This is a genomic window from Isoptericola hypogeus (genome assembly GCF_039531145.1).
Lineage (GTDB): Bacteria > Actinomycetota > Actinomycetes > Actinomycetales > Cellulomonadaceae > Isoptericola > Isoptericola hypogeus.
On the sequence record NZ_BAAAPM010000008.1, the window covers coordinates 205,484 to 220,854 of the forward strand.

Below are 15,371 nucleotides of genomic sequence, written 5' to 3' on the forward strand. Positions count from 1 at the left end.
GGGCCCGCCGGACGGCGACCCGTCCCCCTGCCTTCCTGCTCCGGGGTCCGCGACCGGACGACAGGGGCAGGGACATGACGCAGCCGGCCGAAACGACGGCTGAAGCCGCCGGGGCGACCACGGCCGAGCGCGCCGCGATGCGGCGGGCGCTGGAGCTCGCCGCGCACGGCCCCTCCCGGGGGCCGAACCCGCGCGTGGGCTGCGTCCTGCTCGCCCCGGACGGCACCGTGCTCGCCGAGGGCCACCACCGCGGGGCGGGCACCGCCCATGCCGAGGTCGACGCCCTCCTGCAGGCCCGCTCCGCCCACGGCCCCGACGCCGCCCGCGGCGCGACCGCCGTCGTCACCCTCGAGCCGTGCGCGCACCACGGCCGCACCGGCCCGTGCGCCGACGCCCTGCTGGACGCGGGGGTGGCGCGCGTCGTGCACGCCCAGCGCGACCCCAACCCCGCCGCGGCCGGCGGCGCGGCGCGGCTGCGGGCCGCCGGGGTCGACGTCGTCGGCGGGCTGCTCGCCGACGAGGCGCGCGCGCTCAACGCCGGCTGGACCCGCGCCGTCGAGCTCGGCCGCCCCCTCGTCACCTGGAAGCTCGCCGCAAGCCTCGACGGCCGCTCCGCCGCGGCCGACGGCACGTCGCGCTGGATCACCGGGCGCTCCGCCCGGTACGACGTGCACCGGCTGCGCGCCGGCGTCGACGCCGTCCTCGTGGGGACCGGGACCGCGCTCGCGGACGACCCCGACCTCACCGTGCGGCACGCGCCGCTCGCCGGGGAACAGCCCGCGCGGGTCGTCGTCGGGCTGCGCGACCTCCCGACGTCCTCCCGGCTCGCCCGCGCTGCTGCCGCGGGCGAGCCCGTCCACCACCTGCGCACCCGGGACCCGCACGCGGTCCTGGACGCCCTGTGGGCCCGCGAGCACCGCCGCGTGCTCCTCGAGGGCGGGCCGACGCTCGCCGCCGCGTTCTGGCGCGCCGGCCTCGTCGACGAGGTCGTCGCGTACGTCGCGCCGGTCCTGATCGGGCTCGGCAAGCCCGCCGTCGCCGACCTCGGGACGGGCACCATCGCGGACGCCGCGCGGCTCGACCTGCTCGACGCCACGGTCCTCGCCGCGGACGCCGACGACCCCACCGACACCACCACCGTGCGGCTGACGCTGCGGCCGCGGAAGGAGAGCTGAGCCATGTTCACCGGGATCGTGGAGGAGCTCGGCACCGTCGTCCGGCTCGACGTGCAGGACGACGGGGCGCGGCTGACCGTCGCCGCCCGGACCGTGCTGGACGGCACCAGGCCAGGCGACTCGATCGCCGTCGACGGCTGCTGCCTGACGGTGGCCGGCATCGAGGACGGGGCGTGGACCGCCGACCTCATGGCCGAGACCCTGCGGCGCACCAGCCTGGGGGCGCGGCGACCGGGCGACCGGGTCGACCTGGAGCGGGCGCTCGCGGCGGGCGGCCGGCTCGGCGGGCACGTCGTGCAGGGGCACGTCGACGCCGTCGGCACCGTGCTCTCGCGCACGCCCGGCACACGGTGGGAGGTCGTGGAGATCGCGCTGCCGGCGCGTCTCGCGCGGTACGTCGTGGCGCAGGGGTCGATCGCGGTCGACGGCGTGAGCCTCACCGTCGTGCACGCCGGCGACGCGTCGTTCACCGTGAGCCTCATCCCCGAGACGCTCGCGCGCACGACGCTCGGGCACCGCGCCGTGGGCGAGGCCGTGAACCTCGAGGTGGACGTGCTGAGCAAGTACGTCGAGCGGCACCTGGCCGCGGGTGTGGCCGCAGGTCCCGCTGCCGGGGCCGTCGCGGGCGGGGTGGCCCGATGAGCGCCGGGGCGGTGCTGGAACGCGTCGGCCGGGCGGTCGCCGACGTCGCCGCCGGCCGAGCCGTCGTCGTCATGGACGACGCGAACCGGGAGAACGAGGGCGACCTCATCTTCGCCGCTGACGCCGCGACGCCCGAGCTCATGGCGTTCCTCGTGCGGCACTCGAGCGGGCTGGTCTGCGTCGGCGTGGCGGGCGACGAGCTCGACCGGCTGCGCCTGCCGCTCATGGTGGCCGAGAACCAGGACGCCTACCGCACCGCGTACACGGTGACCGTCGACGCCGCGCGCGGGGTGACGACCGGGATCAGCGCCGCGGACCGCGCACGCACGGCGCGCGTGCTCGCCTCGGCGTCGTCCGAGGCAGCCGACCTCACCCGGCCCGGCCACGTGCTGCCGCTGCGTGCGCGGCCGGGCGGCGTGCTGGAGCGGCCCGGGCACACGGAGTCCGCCGTCGACCTCGCCCGCCTGGCAGGCCGGGGTACGGCCGGCGTGCTCGCCGAGCTCGTGCACGACGACGGCACCATGATGCGCCGGCCGGCCCTGCGCGAGCTCGCCGAGGCGCACGGGCTCACGCTGATCAGCGTGGCCGACCTCGCCGCGTACCGGCGCGCCACCGAGGTGCTCGTCGAGCGGGTCGCCGTCACCGCGCTGCCCACCCGGCACGGCGACCTCACCGCGGTCGCCTACCGCGACACGCTCACCGGGGACGAGCACGTGGCGCTTGTCGCCGGCGACCTGGACGGGCTCGGCGACGCCGCGGGCGGGCCGGTGCTGGCCCGGGTGCACTCGGAGTGCCTGACCGGAGACGCGTTCGGCAGCCTGCGCTGCGACTGCGGCCCGCAGCTCGACGAGTCGCTGCGGCGCGTCGTGGCGGCCGGGCGCGGCGTCGTCGTCTACCAGCGCGGGCACGAGGGGCGGGGGATCGGCCTGGCGGCCAAGCTCGCCGCGTACGCGCTGCAGGACGCCGGGCTCGACACCGTGGACGCCAACCTCAGCCAGGGCCTGCCTGCCGACGCGCGCGACTACACGCCGGCGGCGCACGTCCTGCGGGACCTCGGCGCCCGGCAGGTGCGGCTGCTCACCAACAACCCGGCCAAGGTGCACGGGCTGGCCGAGGGGGGAGTGGACGTCGTCGAACGGCTGCCGCTCGCCGTGCCCGCGGGCCCGCGGGCCCACGACTACCTGCGCACCAAGCGCGACCGCATGGGCCACGACCTGCCGCACCTGGGCGGGGTCCCGGCCCAGGGCTCCCGCGAGACCGAGCACGAGAACGACGGAGGAACGATGACGCACACCACCCTGCCCGCCGCTGCCGGGGCCGTCCGATGAGCGGGGCCGGGGCGCCGACCACGGCGCCGGTCGACTGCTCCGACCTGCGGGTCGCGGTCGTGGCCGCGAGCTGGCACAGGACCGTGATGGACGGTCTGCTCGACGGCGCGCTGCGGGCGTGCGCGGACCACGGCGTCCTCGGGGCGAGGGTCGTGCGCGTGCCCGGGTCGTTCGAGCTGCCGGTCGCCGCCCAGGCGCTCGCGGCCGCCGGGTACGACGCCGTCGTCGCGCTGGGCGTCGTGATCCGCGGCGGCACGCCGCACTTCGACTACGTGTGCGCGGCCGCGACCGACGGTCTCAGCCGGGTGGCGCTCGACCACACCGTGCCCGTGGGCTTCGGGTTGCTGACGTGCGACGACGAGGCGCAGGCCCTCGATCGGGCCGGGCTCGACGGGTCGCACGAGGACAAGGGCTACGAGGCCGCCGCCGCCGCGCTGGCGACGGCGCGGGTGCTGGCGGAGGTCGGGGCGGCGCCTCCCGCCGGGCCCCGGGTCGATGCCGGAGCAGCGCCCGACCTGGGGTAGTATTTCCGTCGGCCCTCCGGGGCCGACGTCGGACCTCGACGTGGCCGCCTGCACGCAGGCAGCACGGAGCGGGACGATCGGGCTGTGGCGCAGCTTGGTAGCGCACTTGACTGGGGGTCAAGGGGTCGCAGGTTCAAATCCTGTCAGCCCGACCGAATCAGGCCTGGGATTCTGCGGAATCCCAGGCCTGAAGTGTTTCCGAAACTTGAACCGCTCATCAGATTGGCGTCCGGGGTCAGGCCTCCTCGACACGGAGCCGGAAGGTCGCTCCGAAGCCGGTCCCCCCGACCCGGAAGGTCCGTTCCTCCGGACGGCCGGGCACTGCGACCGCCTCCTGGATCTCGGCGCCCGCGGAACGTTCGGCGAGCGCGCTGACCGAGTCGTGGCCGGCGGACGCATCGGTTCCCAGGTATCTCTCGCCGGTGTGCACGTACAGCTCCCACGGTGCGCCGGGGAACACCTGCGCGTAGTACTGCTTGCGGAAGACGACGTTGTCGGAGAACCCGATCCCGTAGGTGTCACGCTCACCGACGTAGATGTCGAGACGGAACACCAGGCCCTGCGCCGGCGCCCTGGTGGATGCTGTGCTCGGGTCGGCTGCGAGGCCCGAGTCGATCCAGCCCTCCCACACCAGGCGATCGGTCCCCGCCCAGCCCGTCGTCCTGTCACCGAACTCCGCGAGCGGCTTGCCGAGCTCGGTCTCGAGATCGTGCAGATCGTCCGAGAGATCGGCGCGACGGAAGGGCCCGTAGCAGTTCTCGGCCTCGGCGCTCTGGTGCAGGAGCTCGAAGTCCACGAATCGCGGCTTGATCGACACGCCGAGGTAGAACTCGCTCCGCCCGAAGAGGTCAGCACCGCGGCTGACCTCGGCCTGGTCCAGCCACAGCGACACCTTGTGCGAGCCGTGGAAGAAGCGCATGGCGATCTCGTAGGCCTCCCGCGACGTGACCAGCGAGTCCGGGCCTCCGTGGCACTTGTGAACGAAGGTCCGTGGCGCCCCGGGCAGCTGCGCGGACGCCTGTTTGACGAGGCCGTCGCTGCGGTTGGTCGCGAGGGTTCCTTCATCGATCAACGTGCTCAGCCGGTTGGCGAACGAGGCGGCAGCGGCGCCGTAGGTGCGGTGGTTGGTGCCCACCACGGTCAGGACCCGCTTCACGTCGAAGCATCTCGCCCACTCGGTGAACGCCGTCTTGCTCGGGTCGAACGCCGACAGCTCGCGCTCCGCCTTCTCGAGCAGCGGCAGCATCCGCAGCAACCACGCGGGCGCACGCTGGAAGGCGATGCCGCGGTGCGGCGTGCCGAGCGTGACCACGCGGTGCACCAGACGCCGGGCCGATCCGTCCTGCTCCTGCTGCATGCTGCGCAGGCCTTCCCGCACCACGAGCCCGCCCATGCTGTGCGCGACGACGTCCACGCCGGAGAACGGCTCGCCGTGGCGCCGCGCGGAGCGTTCGATCAGCTCGACGAGACGCTGGAGCCCCTCGCCGTAGCGCTCGAGCGCGCGGGGTTGCAGGTCGTAGTACCGGTAGACCCAGATCGTGCCACCGACGCCCGAGGCGAGGACCCGTTCCTCCGTCTCCGGGTCGAGCACCACCGTGCCCCGCACGTCGTCCTCGGAGAGCGTCCGGAGCTCCGCCGGTGGCGCCACGTCCTCGGGATAGAAACCCACGACGTTGGTGGCGTCCCGGTAGGGGTAGGTGGAGGATTTCAGCGCCCGCAGCACGAAGCCCTCGTAGATGTAGTTCTCGCCGCGACGGTTCGGATAGACCGAGCCGTCGTTGAATCCTTGGTATGGACTGCCCTGGACGTCGGAGAGATCGGGCCCACCAAACCCTCGTACCAGAATCAGTGGCCGCAGCGGTGCCGCCATGACGCCCCCAGCCCGCGCGCCCCGCGCCGTCACGGAGCTCCGAGATTCGACGGTACGCCCGCGCGCCGTCGTTGCCTCGCGCGGGGCGGGATTTCATCCGCTGCGTGGGCATTTCACCCGGCCCGTTGGGCGGCGGATGGTGCCGCCCACTGGCGCCGTTGACGACGGTGACTCCGGCGTCCCGGAAGTAGCGCCGCTCGTGCCTGTCCCTGATGAGTCGTCCTCGACCCACAGGGTCCGAAGGCCGATCAGGTCGTCCGCGCGTTCCTTCGCATGTCGGACCAGTGCACGGGCGACGAGTCCCGGCACTGGCGCGTAGGCGCGGGCCGTCGTCAGCGCGGCACCGGCCGACTCGAGCTCGAATCCGCCGCTCGCCAGCCTGTTCGCGCTCAGCAGCTTTCCATCGACAGCTGCCGGAATCGGAGGACGAGGAACACTCCCCACATTCATCCAGAACAACCGCATGGACCTCGTCGCGGGCGCACGCGACCGGGCCGCGCTGACGGCCGTGCTCCAGGACGCCTTCGCGGCCGTGCAGCAGGTACTGCCCGGCGTGCGTGAGCTCGGCCGCGTCGCGGGAGAGAGCGCCTACGCGCAGATGCTGCACGCCGCGCTGGCGCCCGAGGGCATACACGTCGAGCAGCTGATCATCCCGCTCGGGCATCGGCGGCGGCGAGCTCGACCGCGAGCCCGGCCCTCGGCGAGCCCGGCGCCCTCGGCGAGCCCGACGCCCTCGCCGAGCGGCTGAGGCGCCTGCACGTCGAGCGCGGCGACTTCCGCACCTTCGTGCGCGCGCCCGACCGAGCGGTGGTCTCGGGCCGGGCCGCGTCGCCGTGAGCGAGCGGTCGGTTCCCCGCGCCGGCGCGGCACGGGCTATCACGGGTTCTCGAGCCGCCCCGTGGCGTCCATGGCCAGGTGGACGTCGGAGCCCCCGAAGCGAAGGCCGCTGACGTCGAGCGCCCCGACGGGGGACGGGGTGATCGGCCGGACCTGCAGCCCGCCGTGCTGCTCGCTCGACGGTGCGAGGCCCAGCGCCGCCGTGAGGAGCGCGACGGACGACGCGGCCGACCATGCCTGGGGGTGGCAGGCGGCGGGGTAGGGCATGGGGGCGGGGCCGTCGTCGACGGCGTTGCCGCCGAACAGCTCGGGCATCTGGTAGTCCAGGTGCGGGGCGGCCTCGAGCAGGCCGCGCACGAGGACGGCGGCCTCGTCGCCCAGCCCGGCCTTGGTCAGGCCGAGGATGGCGATCGCGGTGTCGTGCGTCCACACGGTGCCGCCGTGGTAGCGCAGGGGCCAGTAGCCGCCGGACGTCGAGGAGAGCGTGCGCAGCCCGTATCCCGAGCTCATGTCGGGCGCCACGAGGCGCCGGGCGACGGCCCTCTCCTCGTCGGCGTCGAGCAGCCCCGTGCCGAGCAGGTGCCCCATGTTGGACGTGACGGTGTCGACGGCGGCGCCGCGCCGGTCGAGGGCGATCGCGACGTACGGGCCGTCCTCGTCAGTCAACCAGAACGACGAGCGGAACCGGGACTTGAGCTCGGCGGCCCACGACCGCCACGCGTCCGCCCCGGGACGGCCGAAGGCGTCGAGCAGGGCCGCTCCGCCGATCGCCGCCTCGTACGCGTAGGCCTGGACCTCGCTGAGGGCGATGGGCCCCTCGGCGAGGGAGCCGTCGCGCCACTGGATGGAGTCGCCGGAGTCCTTCCAGCCCTGGTTGCTCAGGCCGTGGCCGGAGGCGTCGGCGTAGTCGAGGAAGCCGTCGCCGTCGGCGTCGCCGAACTCGCGCATCCAGGCGAGGGCGCGCTCGAGGGCGGGCAGCAGCGCCTCGACGTCGTCGTCTTCCATGCCCCAGCGCCACGCGTCGTGCAGCAGGCAGACCCACAGGCTGGTGGCGTCGACGGTGCCGTAGTAGACGGGCGGGAGGGTGGTGTCGTCGTCGACGTGCAGGTCGCCGGCCCGCACCTCGTGCAGGATCTTGCCCGGCTGCTCGGCGGTGTCGACGTCGGTCGTCGTGCCCTGGCGGGCGGCGAGGGTGCGCAGGGTGCCGCGCGCGAGGTCCGTGCCGAGCGGCAGCAGCAGGCGCGCGGCCCACAGCGAGTCGCGCCCGAACAGCGTGAAGAACCACGGCGCGCCCGCGGCGAGGAACGTCTCGTCCGGCGCGAAGCCGGCGCTCATCCGCAGCCCGGCGAGGTCCTCCAGCGAGCGGCGCAGCAGGGGAGCGAGGCGCGAGTCGTCCGCCACGACGGTCGGCACCGACCACTCCGGCTCGGGCCGCGCGGGCGCCGTCACGACGGCGGGGACCTCGGAGCGCGCCGTCCAGCGCAGCGTCACGGTGGCACCCGGCTCGACGGTGACATCCCAGCCGAGCGTCGCCCCGGAGTCGTCGGCCTCGACCGAGGCGCCCTCGGCGCGCACCTCGACGCGCGTGGCGCCGTCGACCCAGCGCACGGTGTCGCCGTCGACCTCCGGCGTGCGGGCGGCATGCGACCGGCCCTGCTTGATCGACTCCATCGGCGCGAGGTCGGACTCGAGGCGCACCGTGAGGCGCCCGGCCACCGGCTCGGCCGTGGCGCACGTCAGCTCGAGCTCCTCGGTCACCTCGCCGGGGGCGACGGTGCGGCGGCGGCGCAGCATCGCCGTCGGGTCCGGACCGGGGCCGTCGATCATGCGCAGCAGGGACGTGGCCTCGAGGGCGCCGCCGGTGACGCGCCCGGCGCCGATCGGCTCCGGCTCGGCGCCGTCGACGCGCACGAGCGCGGCGCTGAGCACCCGGACGTCGGCGTGGTAGGCGCCCTGGGCGCCGGAGGGCCTGACCTGGCCGTCCGGGGCGCACCAGACCTGGCTGGGCGCGCGGAGCGTGACGAGCAGGTCGTGCAGCAGGGGCTGAAGGCCGGACATGGAGCGACTCCTTCGGCGCGAGGGGGGTGCTCGCGGTCGACGACTTGAACGATCTAATCCAGGACGGTACCGTCCCGCACTAGATCGTTCAAACCTGGTGCGGACCGACGCGAGGAGGCGGCATGACGGAGGACCGGCGCCCGACGCTGACCACCGTGGCGCAGCGTGCGCAGGTGTCGCGGCAGACGGTCTCGAACGTGCTCAACACGCCCGAGATCGTCCGGCCAGAGACGCGCGAGCGTGTGCTGCGGGTGATCGCCGAGCTCGACTACCGCCCCAACGTCGCGGCGCGGCAGCTGCGCACGCGCAGGTCGTCCGTGCTCGGGCTTTGCGTGCCGCCGGCGGCGGACGGCATCAGCGGTCAGGTCCTCGACCGGTTCCTGCACGCGCTGACCGAGGAGGCGCAGCGGGGCGGGCTGCGGATCATGCTCTTCACGGCACCCGACGACGAGGCCGAGATCCGCGAGTACGAGAACCTTCGCGCGACGACGGGCGTCGACGGGTTCGTCCTCGCCAACACCCACCCGCGGGACCCGCGCACGGCGTGGCTCGCCGCGCACGGCGTGCCGTTCGTGAGCTTCGGCCGCCCGTGGGACCGCGGCGCGTCGAGCCATCCGTGGGTCGACATCGACGGCCGCGAGGGCACGCGCGCCGCGACGCGCCACCTGCTCGACGCGGGTCACCGCCGCATCGCGTTCCTCGGCTGGCCGGAGGGCTCGGGCGTCGGCGACGACCGGCTCGCCGGATTCCTCGCGGCGCTGGACGCCGCCGGGCTCGGCCCCGGCGGCGTCGTCGAGCGGTGCGAGGACGGCGTGCCGGAGGGCGAGGCCGCGGCGAGGCGCGCCCTGGTCCGCGACGACGTCACCGCGCTCGTGTGCGTGAGCGACTCCGTCGCCCTCGGCGCGATGACCGCCGTGCGGGAGGCCGACCTCGCCGATCCTGCCCGGATCGTCGCGATCAGCGGGTTCGACGACACGCCCGTGGCGGCCGCCGTCGGTCTCACCAGCGTGGCCCAGCCCGTCGAGGACGTCGCGGCCCGCGCCGTCGCCCTGGTGCGCGCCCAGATCCACGGCGATCCGGTCGACACGGACCGCCAGGTCCTGATCGAGCCTCGGCTCGTGGTGCGTGCCACGAGCCCCGCCCGGCACTGATCCGTGCCGGCGCATCCGTACCCGAGGAGTTCCACCATGTCGACGATTCATCGCACCCCGCACCGGGCGGTGACCGCCACGGCGTTGACCGTGGCACTGCTCGCCCTCACCGCCTGCGGCACGGGGTTCGACGACGGCGCCGCGGGCGACGGGCCGGGCGGGGGCCCGCTGGACGTGCTCATCGCCCCCTCCGGGGACGCCGAGGCCGCCTCCGTGAAGGAGGCCGTCCGCCAGTGGTCGACACAGTCGGGCACGAAGGCCACGGTCCGCGCGGCCGCCGACATGCCGCAGCAGCTCAGCCAGGGCTTCGCCGCGGGGAACCCGCCGGACGTGTTCTACGTGAGCACCGACCACTTCGCCGGGTACGCCGCCAACGGGTCGCTGGAGCCGTACGGCGACCAGGTCGACGCCGCGTTCTACCCGACGCTCGTCGACTCGTTCACCTACGAGGACACCTTCTACTGCGCGCCCAAGGACTTCTCGACCCTCGCGCTGATCGTCAACGACGCCGCCTGGGAGCAGGCCGGCCTCACGCCGGACGACTACCCGACCACCTGGGAGGAGCTGCGCTCCGTGGCCGACCGGCTGACCACCGACGACCGGGTCGGGCTCACCTTCGGGCCGGAGTGGCAGCGGGTGGGCGGCTTCATGGCGCAGGCCGGCGGCCACCTCGTCGACTCCGGCGGTTCGGCGGACGTCGACACCCCCGAGAATGCCGAGGCGCTCGCGTTCGTGCAGGAGCTGCTCGCCGACGGCGTCGCGGCCTACCCGGCCGACATCGGCGCCGGGTGGGGCGGTGAGGCGTTCGGCACAGGCGCGGCGGCGATGACGATCGAGGGCAACTGGATCACAGGCTCCCTCGCCAACGACTACCCGGACGTGGAGTACACCGTGGTGCCACTGCCCGAGGGGCCGGGGGGACCGGGCACCCTGCAGTTCACCAACTGCTGGGGCGTCGCCGCGGACTCCGGCAACAAGGAGGCCGCGGTCGACCTGGTGCGCGACCTCGTCTCCGACGACCAGCAGATGATGTTCGCCGAGGACTTCGGCGTGATGCCGTCGGTCGAGTCCGTGGCCGACCGCTGGACCGCGGAGTTCCCCGGGCAGGCGCCGTTCATGGCGGGCGCCGACCATGCCCAGGGCTTCCCGCCGGTCGACGGGATCGCGGACGTGATCGCCGACTTCAACGCGCAGCTCGAGGGCCTGGCCGCCGGGGGAGACCCGCAGGACGTCCTGAGCTCCGTCCAGTCCTCGCTCGAGGCGGTGGCCCCGTGAGCCGGGCGACCAGCCGGGTGACGAGGCGCGGGGCGGGCCGCGGGATCCGGTCGGGGCAACAGGCCGCGGGCTGGCTGTTCATCGCCCCCGCGCTCGTGCTGCTCGGGCTCTTCCTCGTCGTGCCGATCGCGATGGCGGCGTGGGTGAGCGTGTCCGACTGGTCGGGCCGCGGCAACCCGTTCACCGGCGCCGCGAGCTTCGTCGGCGCGGCCAACTACGGCGAGCTGCTCACCGGCGGCGGGCTCGCACAGCGCGACTTCGCCACGTCGCTGCGCAACAACGGCTACTACGTGCTCCTCGTGGTGCCGATCCAGACCGCCGTCGCGCTCGGGCTCGCCGTCCTCGTCAACCGCAAGGTGCTGCGCGGCCGCGGCTTCTTCCGCACCGCGTTCTACTTCCCGTCCGTGACCAGCTCGGTGGCCATCACCGTCGTCTTCCTGTTCCTGTTCACCGCGTCCGGCGCCGTCAACCGGCTGCTGGGCTACCTCAGCATCGAGGGGCCCAACTGGCTCAACGACCCGCGCGGCGTGCTGCACATCCTGCTGAGCGCCGTCGGCGTCCAGGACGCGCCCGCCGCGCTGGAGGCCGCGCCCTTCCTCGGCCTGTCCTGGTGGGACTGGCTGGCCGGTCCCAGCGTCGCCATGAGCGTCTTCATCGTCATGGCGATCTTCACCACCTCGGGCACGTTCATGCTGCTGTTCATCGCGGCCCTGCAGAACATCGACGGCGAGGTCGAGGAGGCCGCGATGATGGACGGCACCACCGGATGGCAGCGCCTGCGGCACGTGACGATCCCGATGCTGCGGCCCACGATCTTCACCGTCGTGACGCTGGGCCTGATCGGCACGTGGCAGGTGTTCGACCAGATCTACGCCGGCAGCCAGGGCTCGCCCGCCAAGACCACGCTGACGCCGGCCTACCTCTCCTACCAGACGTCGTTCAGCTCTCAGGAGTGGGGTCAGGGCGCCGCGATCGCGTTCATCCTGTTCGCGATCATCGTCGCGATGACGATCCTGCAGCGCGTGGTGCTGCGGGAGCGCGACGCGATACCGCGGCGCAAGCGGTTCCACCGCGCGCCGGTCGAAGCGGGGGCACAGCGATGAGAAGCACCCGAGGCCTCGTGACGACCTCTGCGCTGTACGCCGTGCTGGTGTCCCTCGCCGTCGTCTACATCTTCCCGTTCCTCATCTCGATCTCGACGTCGTTCAAGACCGACGCGGACGCCGCGGCCCACCCGCTCGCGCTCGTGCCGTCGACGTTCACCACCGCGGCCTACGAGCGACTGTTCCTCAACTCGGACTTCCCGCTGTGGTTCACCAACTCCGTGGTCGTCACGGTGGTGGTGACGATCGGGCGGGTCTTCTTCGACTCGCTCGCCGGCTACGCGCTCGCCCGCCTGCCGTTCCGCGGGCGTGGCGTGGTGTTCGCGGGCCTGGTCGCGGTGATGGCCGTGCCGGGCGTGGTGCTGCTGATCCCGAAGTTCCTCGTGATCAACGCGCTGAGCATGTACGACTCGTACTCGGGGCTCATCATCCCGCTGCTCGCCGACGCGGCCGGCATCTTCATCATGAAGAACTTCTTCGAGTCCGTACCGCCGAGCGTCGAGGAGGCCGCCCGCCTCGATGGCGCCGGGACGTTCCGCGTGTTCTGGTCCGTCGTGCTGCCGATGGCCCGGCCCGCCCTCGTGACGATCGTGATCCTGTCCTTCCAAGGCTCCTGGAACGAGCTGTCGCACTTCATCGTCGCGTCGCAGAGCCCGGAGCTGTTCACCCTCACCAAGGGCGTGGCGCAGCTGTCGTCGGGCGCCCTGAGCCAGGGCACCCAGTACCCGCTCAAGCTCGGCGCCGCGGTCGTCATGACCATCCCCGTCGCCGTGCTCTTCTTCGTCTTCCAGCGGCGGATCATGAACTCCAGCGCCGGGGCGGTCAAGGGCTGACGGCGGACTCCGCGGGCCGTTGGGCGACGACGATGGGCCGGGTGCCGGTTCGTGGATCGACCGGCACCCGGCCCAGCGGCACTAACGTCCGGCGCGCACCTGTTCGAGCCACCGCTCGTACATGGCCAGATCACGCTGCGTTCGGGCCGCGAACAGCTCCGGGCCGGCGCCGTCGAGGACGCCGCGCTCCACGGTGCTCGACGCCATTCGGACGGCCTTCAGCGCCGCTCCGGGGCGGTCGTGCTGCAGAGCACGATCGGCGATCCCGAGCTGGACCCGTGCGGCGACGGCGGGCCCGATGGCCACGCACTCGCCGTGGGCGGCGCGCAGGTCGGCGCGCAGGTCGTCGAGGCCCACGCGGGCGGCGGCAACCCGGTCGGCGTGTGGCACGACGGCGTGCTCGCGGAACGGGCCTTCGGCCAGCGCGTCGGCCTGGGCGTCGGTGAGCTGGTTGTAGGCGAACAGCGCCTCGCCGTCCGACCCTGCGTCGGCGACCGCTGCCACCTGGTCGAGCATCGTGCGTGGGGTGGAGCCCCGGAACGGCCCGTACGTGGCGGTGTACAAGAGGTTGCCCTCCCCGACGCGCTCGCGCATCGCGACGGTGTCGGCGGCCACCGAGGTGGCCGACGTGCCAAAGGACATGCCGGTGAGGACGTCGACGTAGCCCTTGTCGACCCAGTCGCCCCAGTTTTGGAACTTCTTCGCCAGGCCGTCGCTCGGGTCCGGGAAGACGGCCGCTGACAGGGGGACGTCCGGCGCGACCTCGCGCTGCATGGCGCGGATCTCGGCGACGAAGGAGGTGACGTTGCGCTCGCGCCACGCCGTCCAGGTCTCCCACTGCGGGTCGGACGGCGTCAGCGTGTACGGGTCGAGGCCGGCCTCGGCCTCGAAAGCCTCGCGCGAGAAGTCGCTGTACGAGTAGCCGGCGGTCTCCCACGGCTGCGAGACGGGGTAGCGGATGTAGTCGAGGTGCAGCCCGTCGACGCCGTAGCCGGTGACGAGCTCCTCGAGCACCGCGGCGACGTACGCGCGCGCCTCCGGGATCGCGGGGTCGACGAAGTAGTAGCCGACCTCCTGCGAGGACGGCATGGGTCCCTCGGCGCCGACGTCCTCCCGCTCGACGGCGGCCCACTCCGGGTGCACGTCCAGGATCGGGCCCGGGCCGCCGGTGGCTCCCTCCGACCCGACGAAGAACGTGTGGATCCACGGGTGCACCTCGATGCCGCGGACGTGCGCCTCGTCGAGCCACACCGCGAGCGGGTCGAACCCGACCATCTCCGGGCGCTGCGCGGCGATCCCGGCCTCCTCAGCCACCTGCGACGGGTAGATCGTGGTGCCCTGGAAGAACGTCTCGAGGAACACGACGTTGAAGCCGGCGGCGTCGATGCGGTCGAGCGTGGCACGGATCTGCCCGGGCGTGGTCTCCTCCGGACGCACCCACACGGGGCGGCCCTCGGCCGGCCGCGACTCGGCGGCGCGGTACCCGGCGAGGGAGGCGGCGTCGGCCGCGCGCCGGGCCAGGTCCGTCGCCCCGGCGGCGTTGTCGGCCGCGGCGGCCGCCTGGGCGTCCGCGAGCGCGGTCTGCGACTCGGCGAGCGCGGCGTCCGCCTCGTCCTGCGGGAACGCGAGGCACGCGTCGCGGGCGCCGGCGACGGCGGTGCGCGCCGCGGCGAGGCCCTGCTCGGCGCCGTAGATCGCCGCGCGCTCGTCCACGGTCGCGACGACGGTGGAGCCGTCGACCTCGACGTGCGCGCCCACGGGCGCGTTGGCCTGCAGCCACGTGCCGCGCGAGCCGTGCCCGGACAGCACGAAGCCGTCCGTGGGGATCTCGCGGTCGTTGCCGCCGGCCTCGACGACGATGCCGTCCGCGACGGTCACCTCGAACCCGAAGTCGTTGGTGCCGGTCGTCGCGCGCCCGGAGGCCGCGGTGTACTGCACGAGCTGCTCGGCGCCGCGGCAGCCGGGGTAGCACTCGCCGCTGCCCGGGTCGACGCCGGGCGGGTTGCTCGCGACGGTCGGGTCGACGGCGTCGAGGGTGGTCGTGGCGGTGCGCGAGACGACCTCGCGGAACTCCACGACGTCCCCGGCGGCGAGGCGGTCGCGCAGGAACGCCCGTGCGTCGGGCGTGCCGCCCGGAGAGACGGACAGCACGAGCCCGTCGTCGGGGATGGCGTTGTCGCCCGGCGCCAAGGAGGCGTCGGCGCACGCGGCGAGCGCGGTGCAGACGCTCGCGACCTCCCAGGCCCCGGCCTCCTCGGCGGGGACCAGGACGGCCTCGCCGCCGAACGCGTTGGTGCGGGTGGTCGCGCCGAACGCGGGCGTGTACACCGCGACGGTTCCCGACGTGCGGCTGGGCGGGTCCACGGCCGCGACGGCGAGCTCCTCGCCGCCCGCCGCGACCAGCATGTCGCCGACCTCGGGCACGCCGCCCTCGTCGACCGCGCCCGCGGGGCTGGCCGCCAGGCCCGCGCCGACCAGCAGGCCGCAGGCGAGCGCCGCGGCCGCCCGGCCGGTGCGTCGTCGGAATCCGATCATCGTCGATCCTTTCCTCGTGACTTCGGGTAGCGGCGGGACC

12 protein-coding genes and 1 tRNA gene are annotated in these 15,371 nt (G+C 74.0%); 10 read left to right on the forward strand and 3 right to left on the reverse strand.

Going from position 1 to position 15,371, the window contains the following annotated elements:
- The first annotated feature begins 74 nt into the window (after positions 1 to 74).
- From ribD to ABD254_RS16655, 5 genes are all read left to right on the forward strand, one after another.
- Complete coding sequence (gene ribD, locus ABD254_RS16635) at positions 75 to 1,175, forward strand: bifunctional diaminohydroxyphosphoribosylaminopyrimidine deaminase/5-amino-6-(5-phosphoribosylamino)uracil reductase RibD (RefSeq protein ID WP_344249722.1); 1,101 nt, start codon at positions 75 to 77, stop codon at positions 1,173 to 1,175.
- A gap of 3 nt (positions 1,176 to 1,178) precedes the next feature.
- A complete protein-coding gene (locus tag ABD254_RS16640) occupies positions 1,179 to 1,817 on the forward strand; it encodes a riboflavin synthase (RefSeq protein ID WP_344249723.1) in 639 nt (212 codons plus the stop codon).
- The gene (locus ABD254_RS16645) at positions 1,814 to 3,145 is read left to right on the forward strand and encodes a bifunctional 3,4-dihydroxy-2-butanone-4-phosphate synthase/GTP cyclohydrolase II (protein ID WP_344249724.1); all 1,332 of its coding nucleotides are present in this window, start codon (positions 1,814 to 1,816) and stop codon (positions 3,143 to 3,145) included. Before ABD254_RS16640 ends, ABD254_RS16645 begins: the two co-directional genes overlap by 4 nt.
- Entirely contained in the window at positions 3,142 to 3,669 is a 528-nt protein-coding gene (gene ribH, locus ABD254_RS16650; RefSeq protein WP_344249725.1) for a 6,7-dimethyl-8-ribityllumazine synthase, read from the forward strand. Before ABD254_RS16645 ends, ribH begins: the two co-directional genes overlap by 4 nt.
- A gap of 78 nt (positions 3,670 to 3,747) precedes the next feature.
- Positions 3,748 to 3,821, forward strand: a tRNA-Pro gene (locus ABD254_RS16655).
- Positions 3,822 to 3,904: 83 nt separating this feature from the next.
- Here ABD254_RS16655 and ABD254_RS16660 read toward each other — a convergent pair.
- Positions 3,905 to 5,392, reverse strand: a complete 1,488-nt coding sequence (locus ABD254_RS16660; RefSeq protein ID WP_344249726.1) for an esterase/lipase family protein — start codon at positions 5,390 to 5,392, stop codon at positions 3,905 to 3,907.
- Positions 5,393 to 6,002: 610 nt separating this feature from the next.
- Between ABD254_RS16660 and ABD254_RS16665 the strand changes: the two genes are divergently transcribed.
- Positions 6,003 to 6,287 carry a hypothetical protein gene (locus tag ABD254_RS16665; protein WP_344249727.1) on the forward strand — a complete coding sequence of 95 codons (285 nt, stop codon included), beginning with the start codon at positions 6,003 to 6,005 and terminating at the stop codon, positions 6,285 to 6,287.
- 128 nt (positions 6,288 to 6,415) lie between these two features.
- On the opposite strand, the gene ABD254_RS16670 is transcribed toward ABD254_RS16665, so the two are convergent.
- Positions 6,416 to 8,434, reverse strand: coding sequence for an amylo-alpha-1,6-glucosidase (locus ABD254_RS16670; RefSeq protein ID WP_344249729.1), 2,019 nt, complete (start codon positions 8,432 to 8,434; stop codon positions 6,416 to 6,418).
- 122 nt (positions 8,435 to 8,556) lie between these two features.
- Between ABD254_RS16670 and ABD254_RS16675 the strand changes: the two genes are divergently transcribed.
- The 4 genes from ABD254_RS16675 to ABD254_RS16690 are packed head-to-tail and all read left to right on the forward strand — an operon-like array spanning position 8,557 to position 12,796.
- A complete protein-coding gene (locus ABD254_RS16675) occupies positions 8,557 to 9,585 on the forward strand; it encodes a LacI family DNA-binding transcriptional regulator (protein ID WP_344249730.1) in 1,029 nt (342 codons plus the stop codon).
- A gap of 36 nt (positions 9,586 to 9,621) precedes the next feature.
- The gene (locus ABD254_RS16680; protein ID WP_344249731.1) at positions 9,622 to 10,860 is read left to right on the forward strand and encodes a sugar ABC transporter substrate-binding protein; all 1,239 of its coding nucleotides are present in this window, start codon (positions 9,622 to 9,624) and stop codon (positions 10,858 to 10,860) included.
- Positions 10,857 to 11,963, forward strand: coding sequence for a carbohydrate ABC transporter permease (locus ABD254_RS16685; protein WP_344249732.1), 1,107 nt, complete (start codon positions 10,857 to 10,859; stop codon positions 11,961 to 11,963). Before ABD254_RS16680 ends, ABD254_RS16685 begins: the two co-directional genes overlap by 4 nt.
- Positions 11,960 to 12,796 carry a carbohydrate ABC transporter permease gene (locus tag ABD254_RS16690; protein WP_344249734.1) on the forward strand — a complete coding sequence of 279 codons (837 nt, stop codon included), beginning with the start codon at positions 11,960 to 11,962 and terminating at the stop codon, positions 12,794 to 12,796. The genes ABD254_RS16685 and ABD254_RS16690 overlap by 4 nt, the downstream gene beginning before the upstream one ends.
- Positions 12,797 to 12,877: 81 nt before the next feature.
- Here ABD254_RS16690 and ABD254_RS16695 read toward each other — a convergent pair whose 3' ends face one another.
- Complete coding sequence (locus tag ABD254_RS16695) at positions 12,878 to 15,331, reverse strand: glycoside hydrolase family 10-like protein (RefSeq protein ID WP_344249735.1); 2,454 nt, start codon at positions 15,329 to 15,331, stop codon at positions 12,878 to 12,880.
- Positions 15,332 to 15,371: the final 40 nt, after the last annotated feature.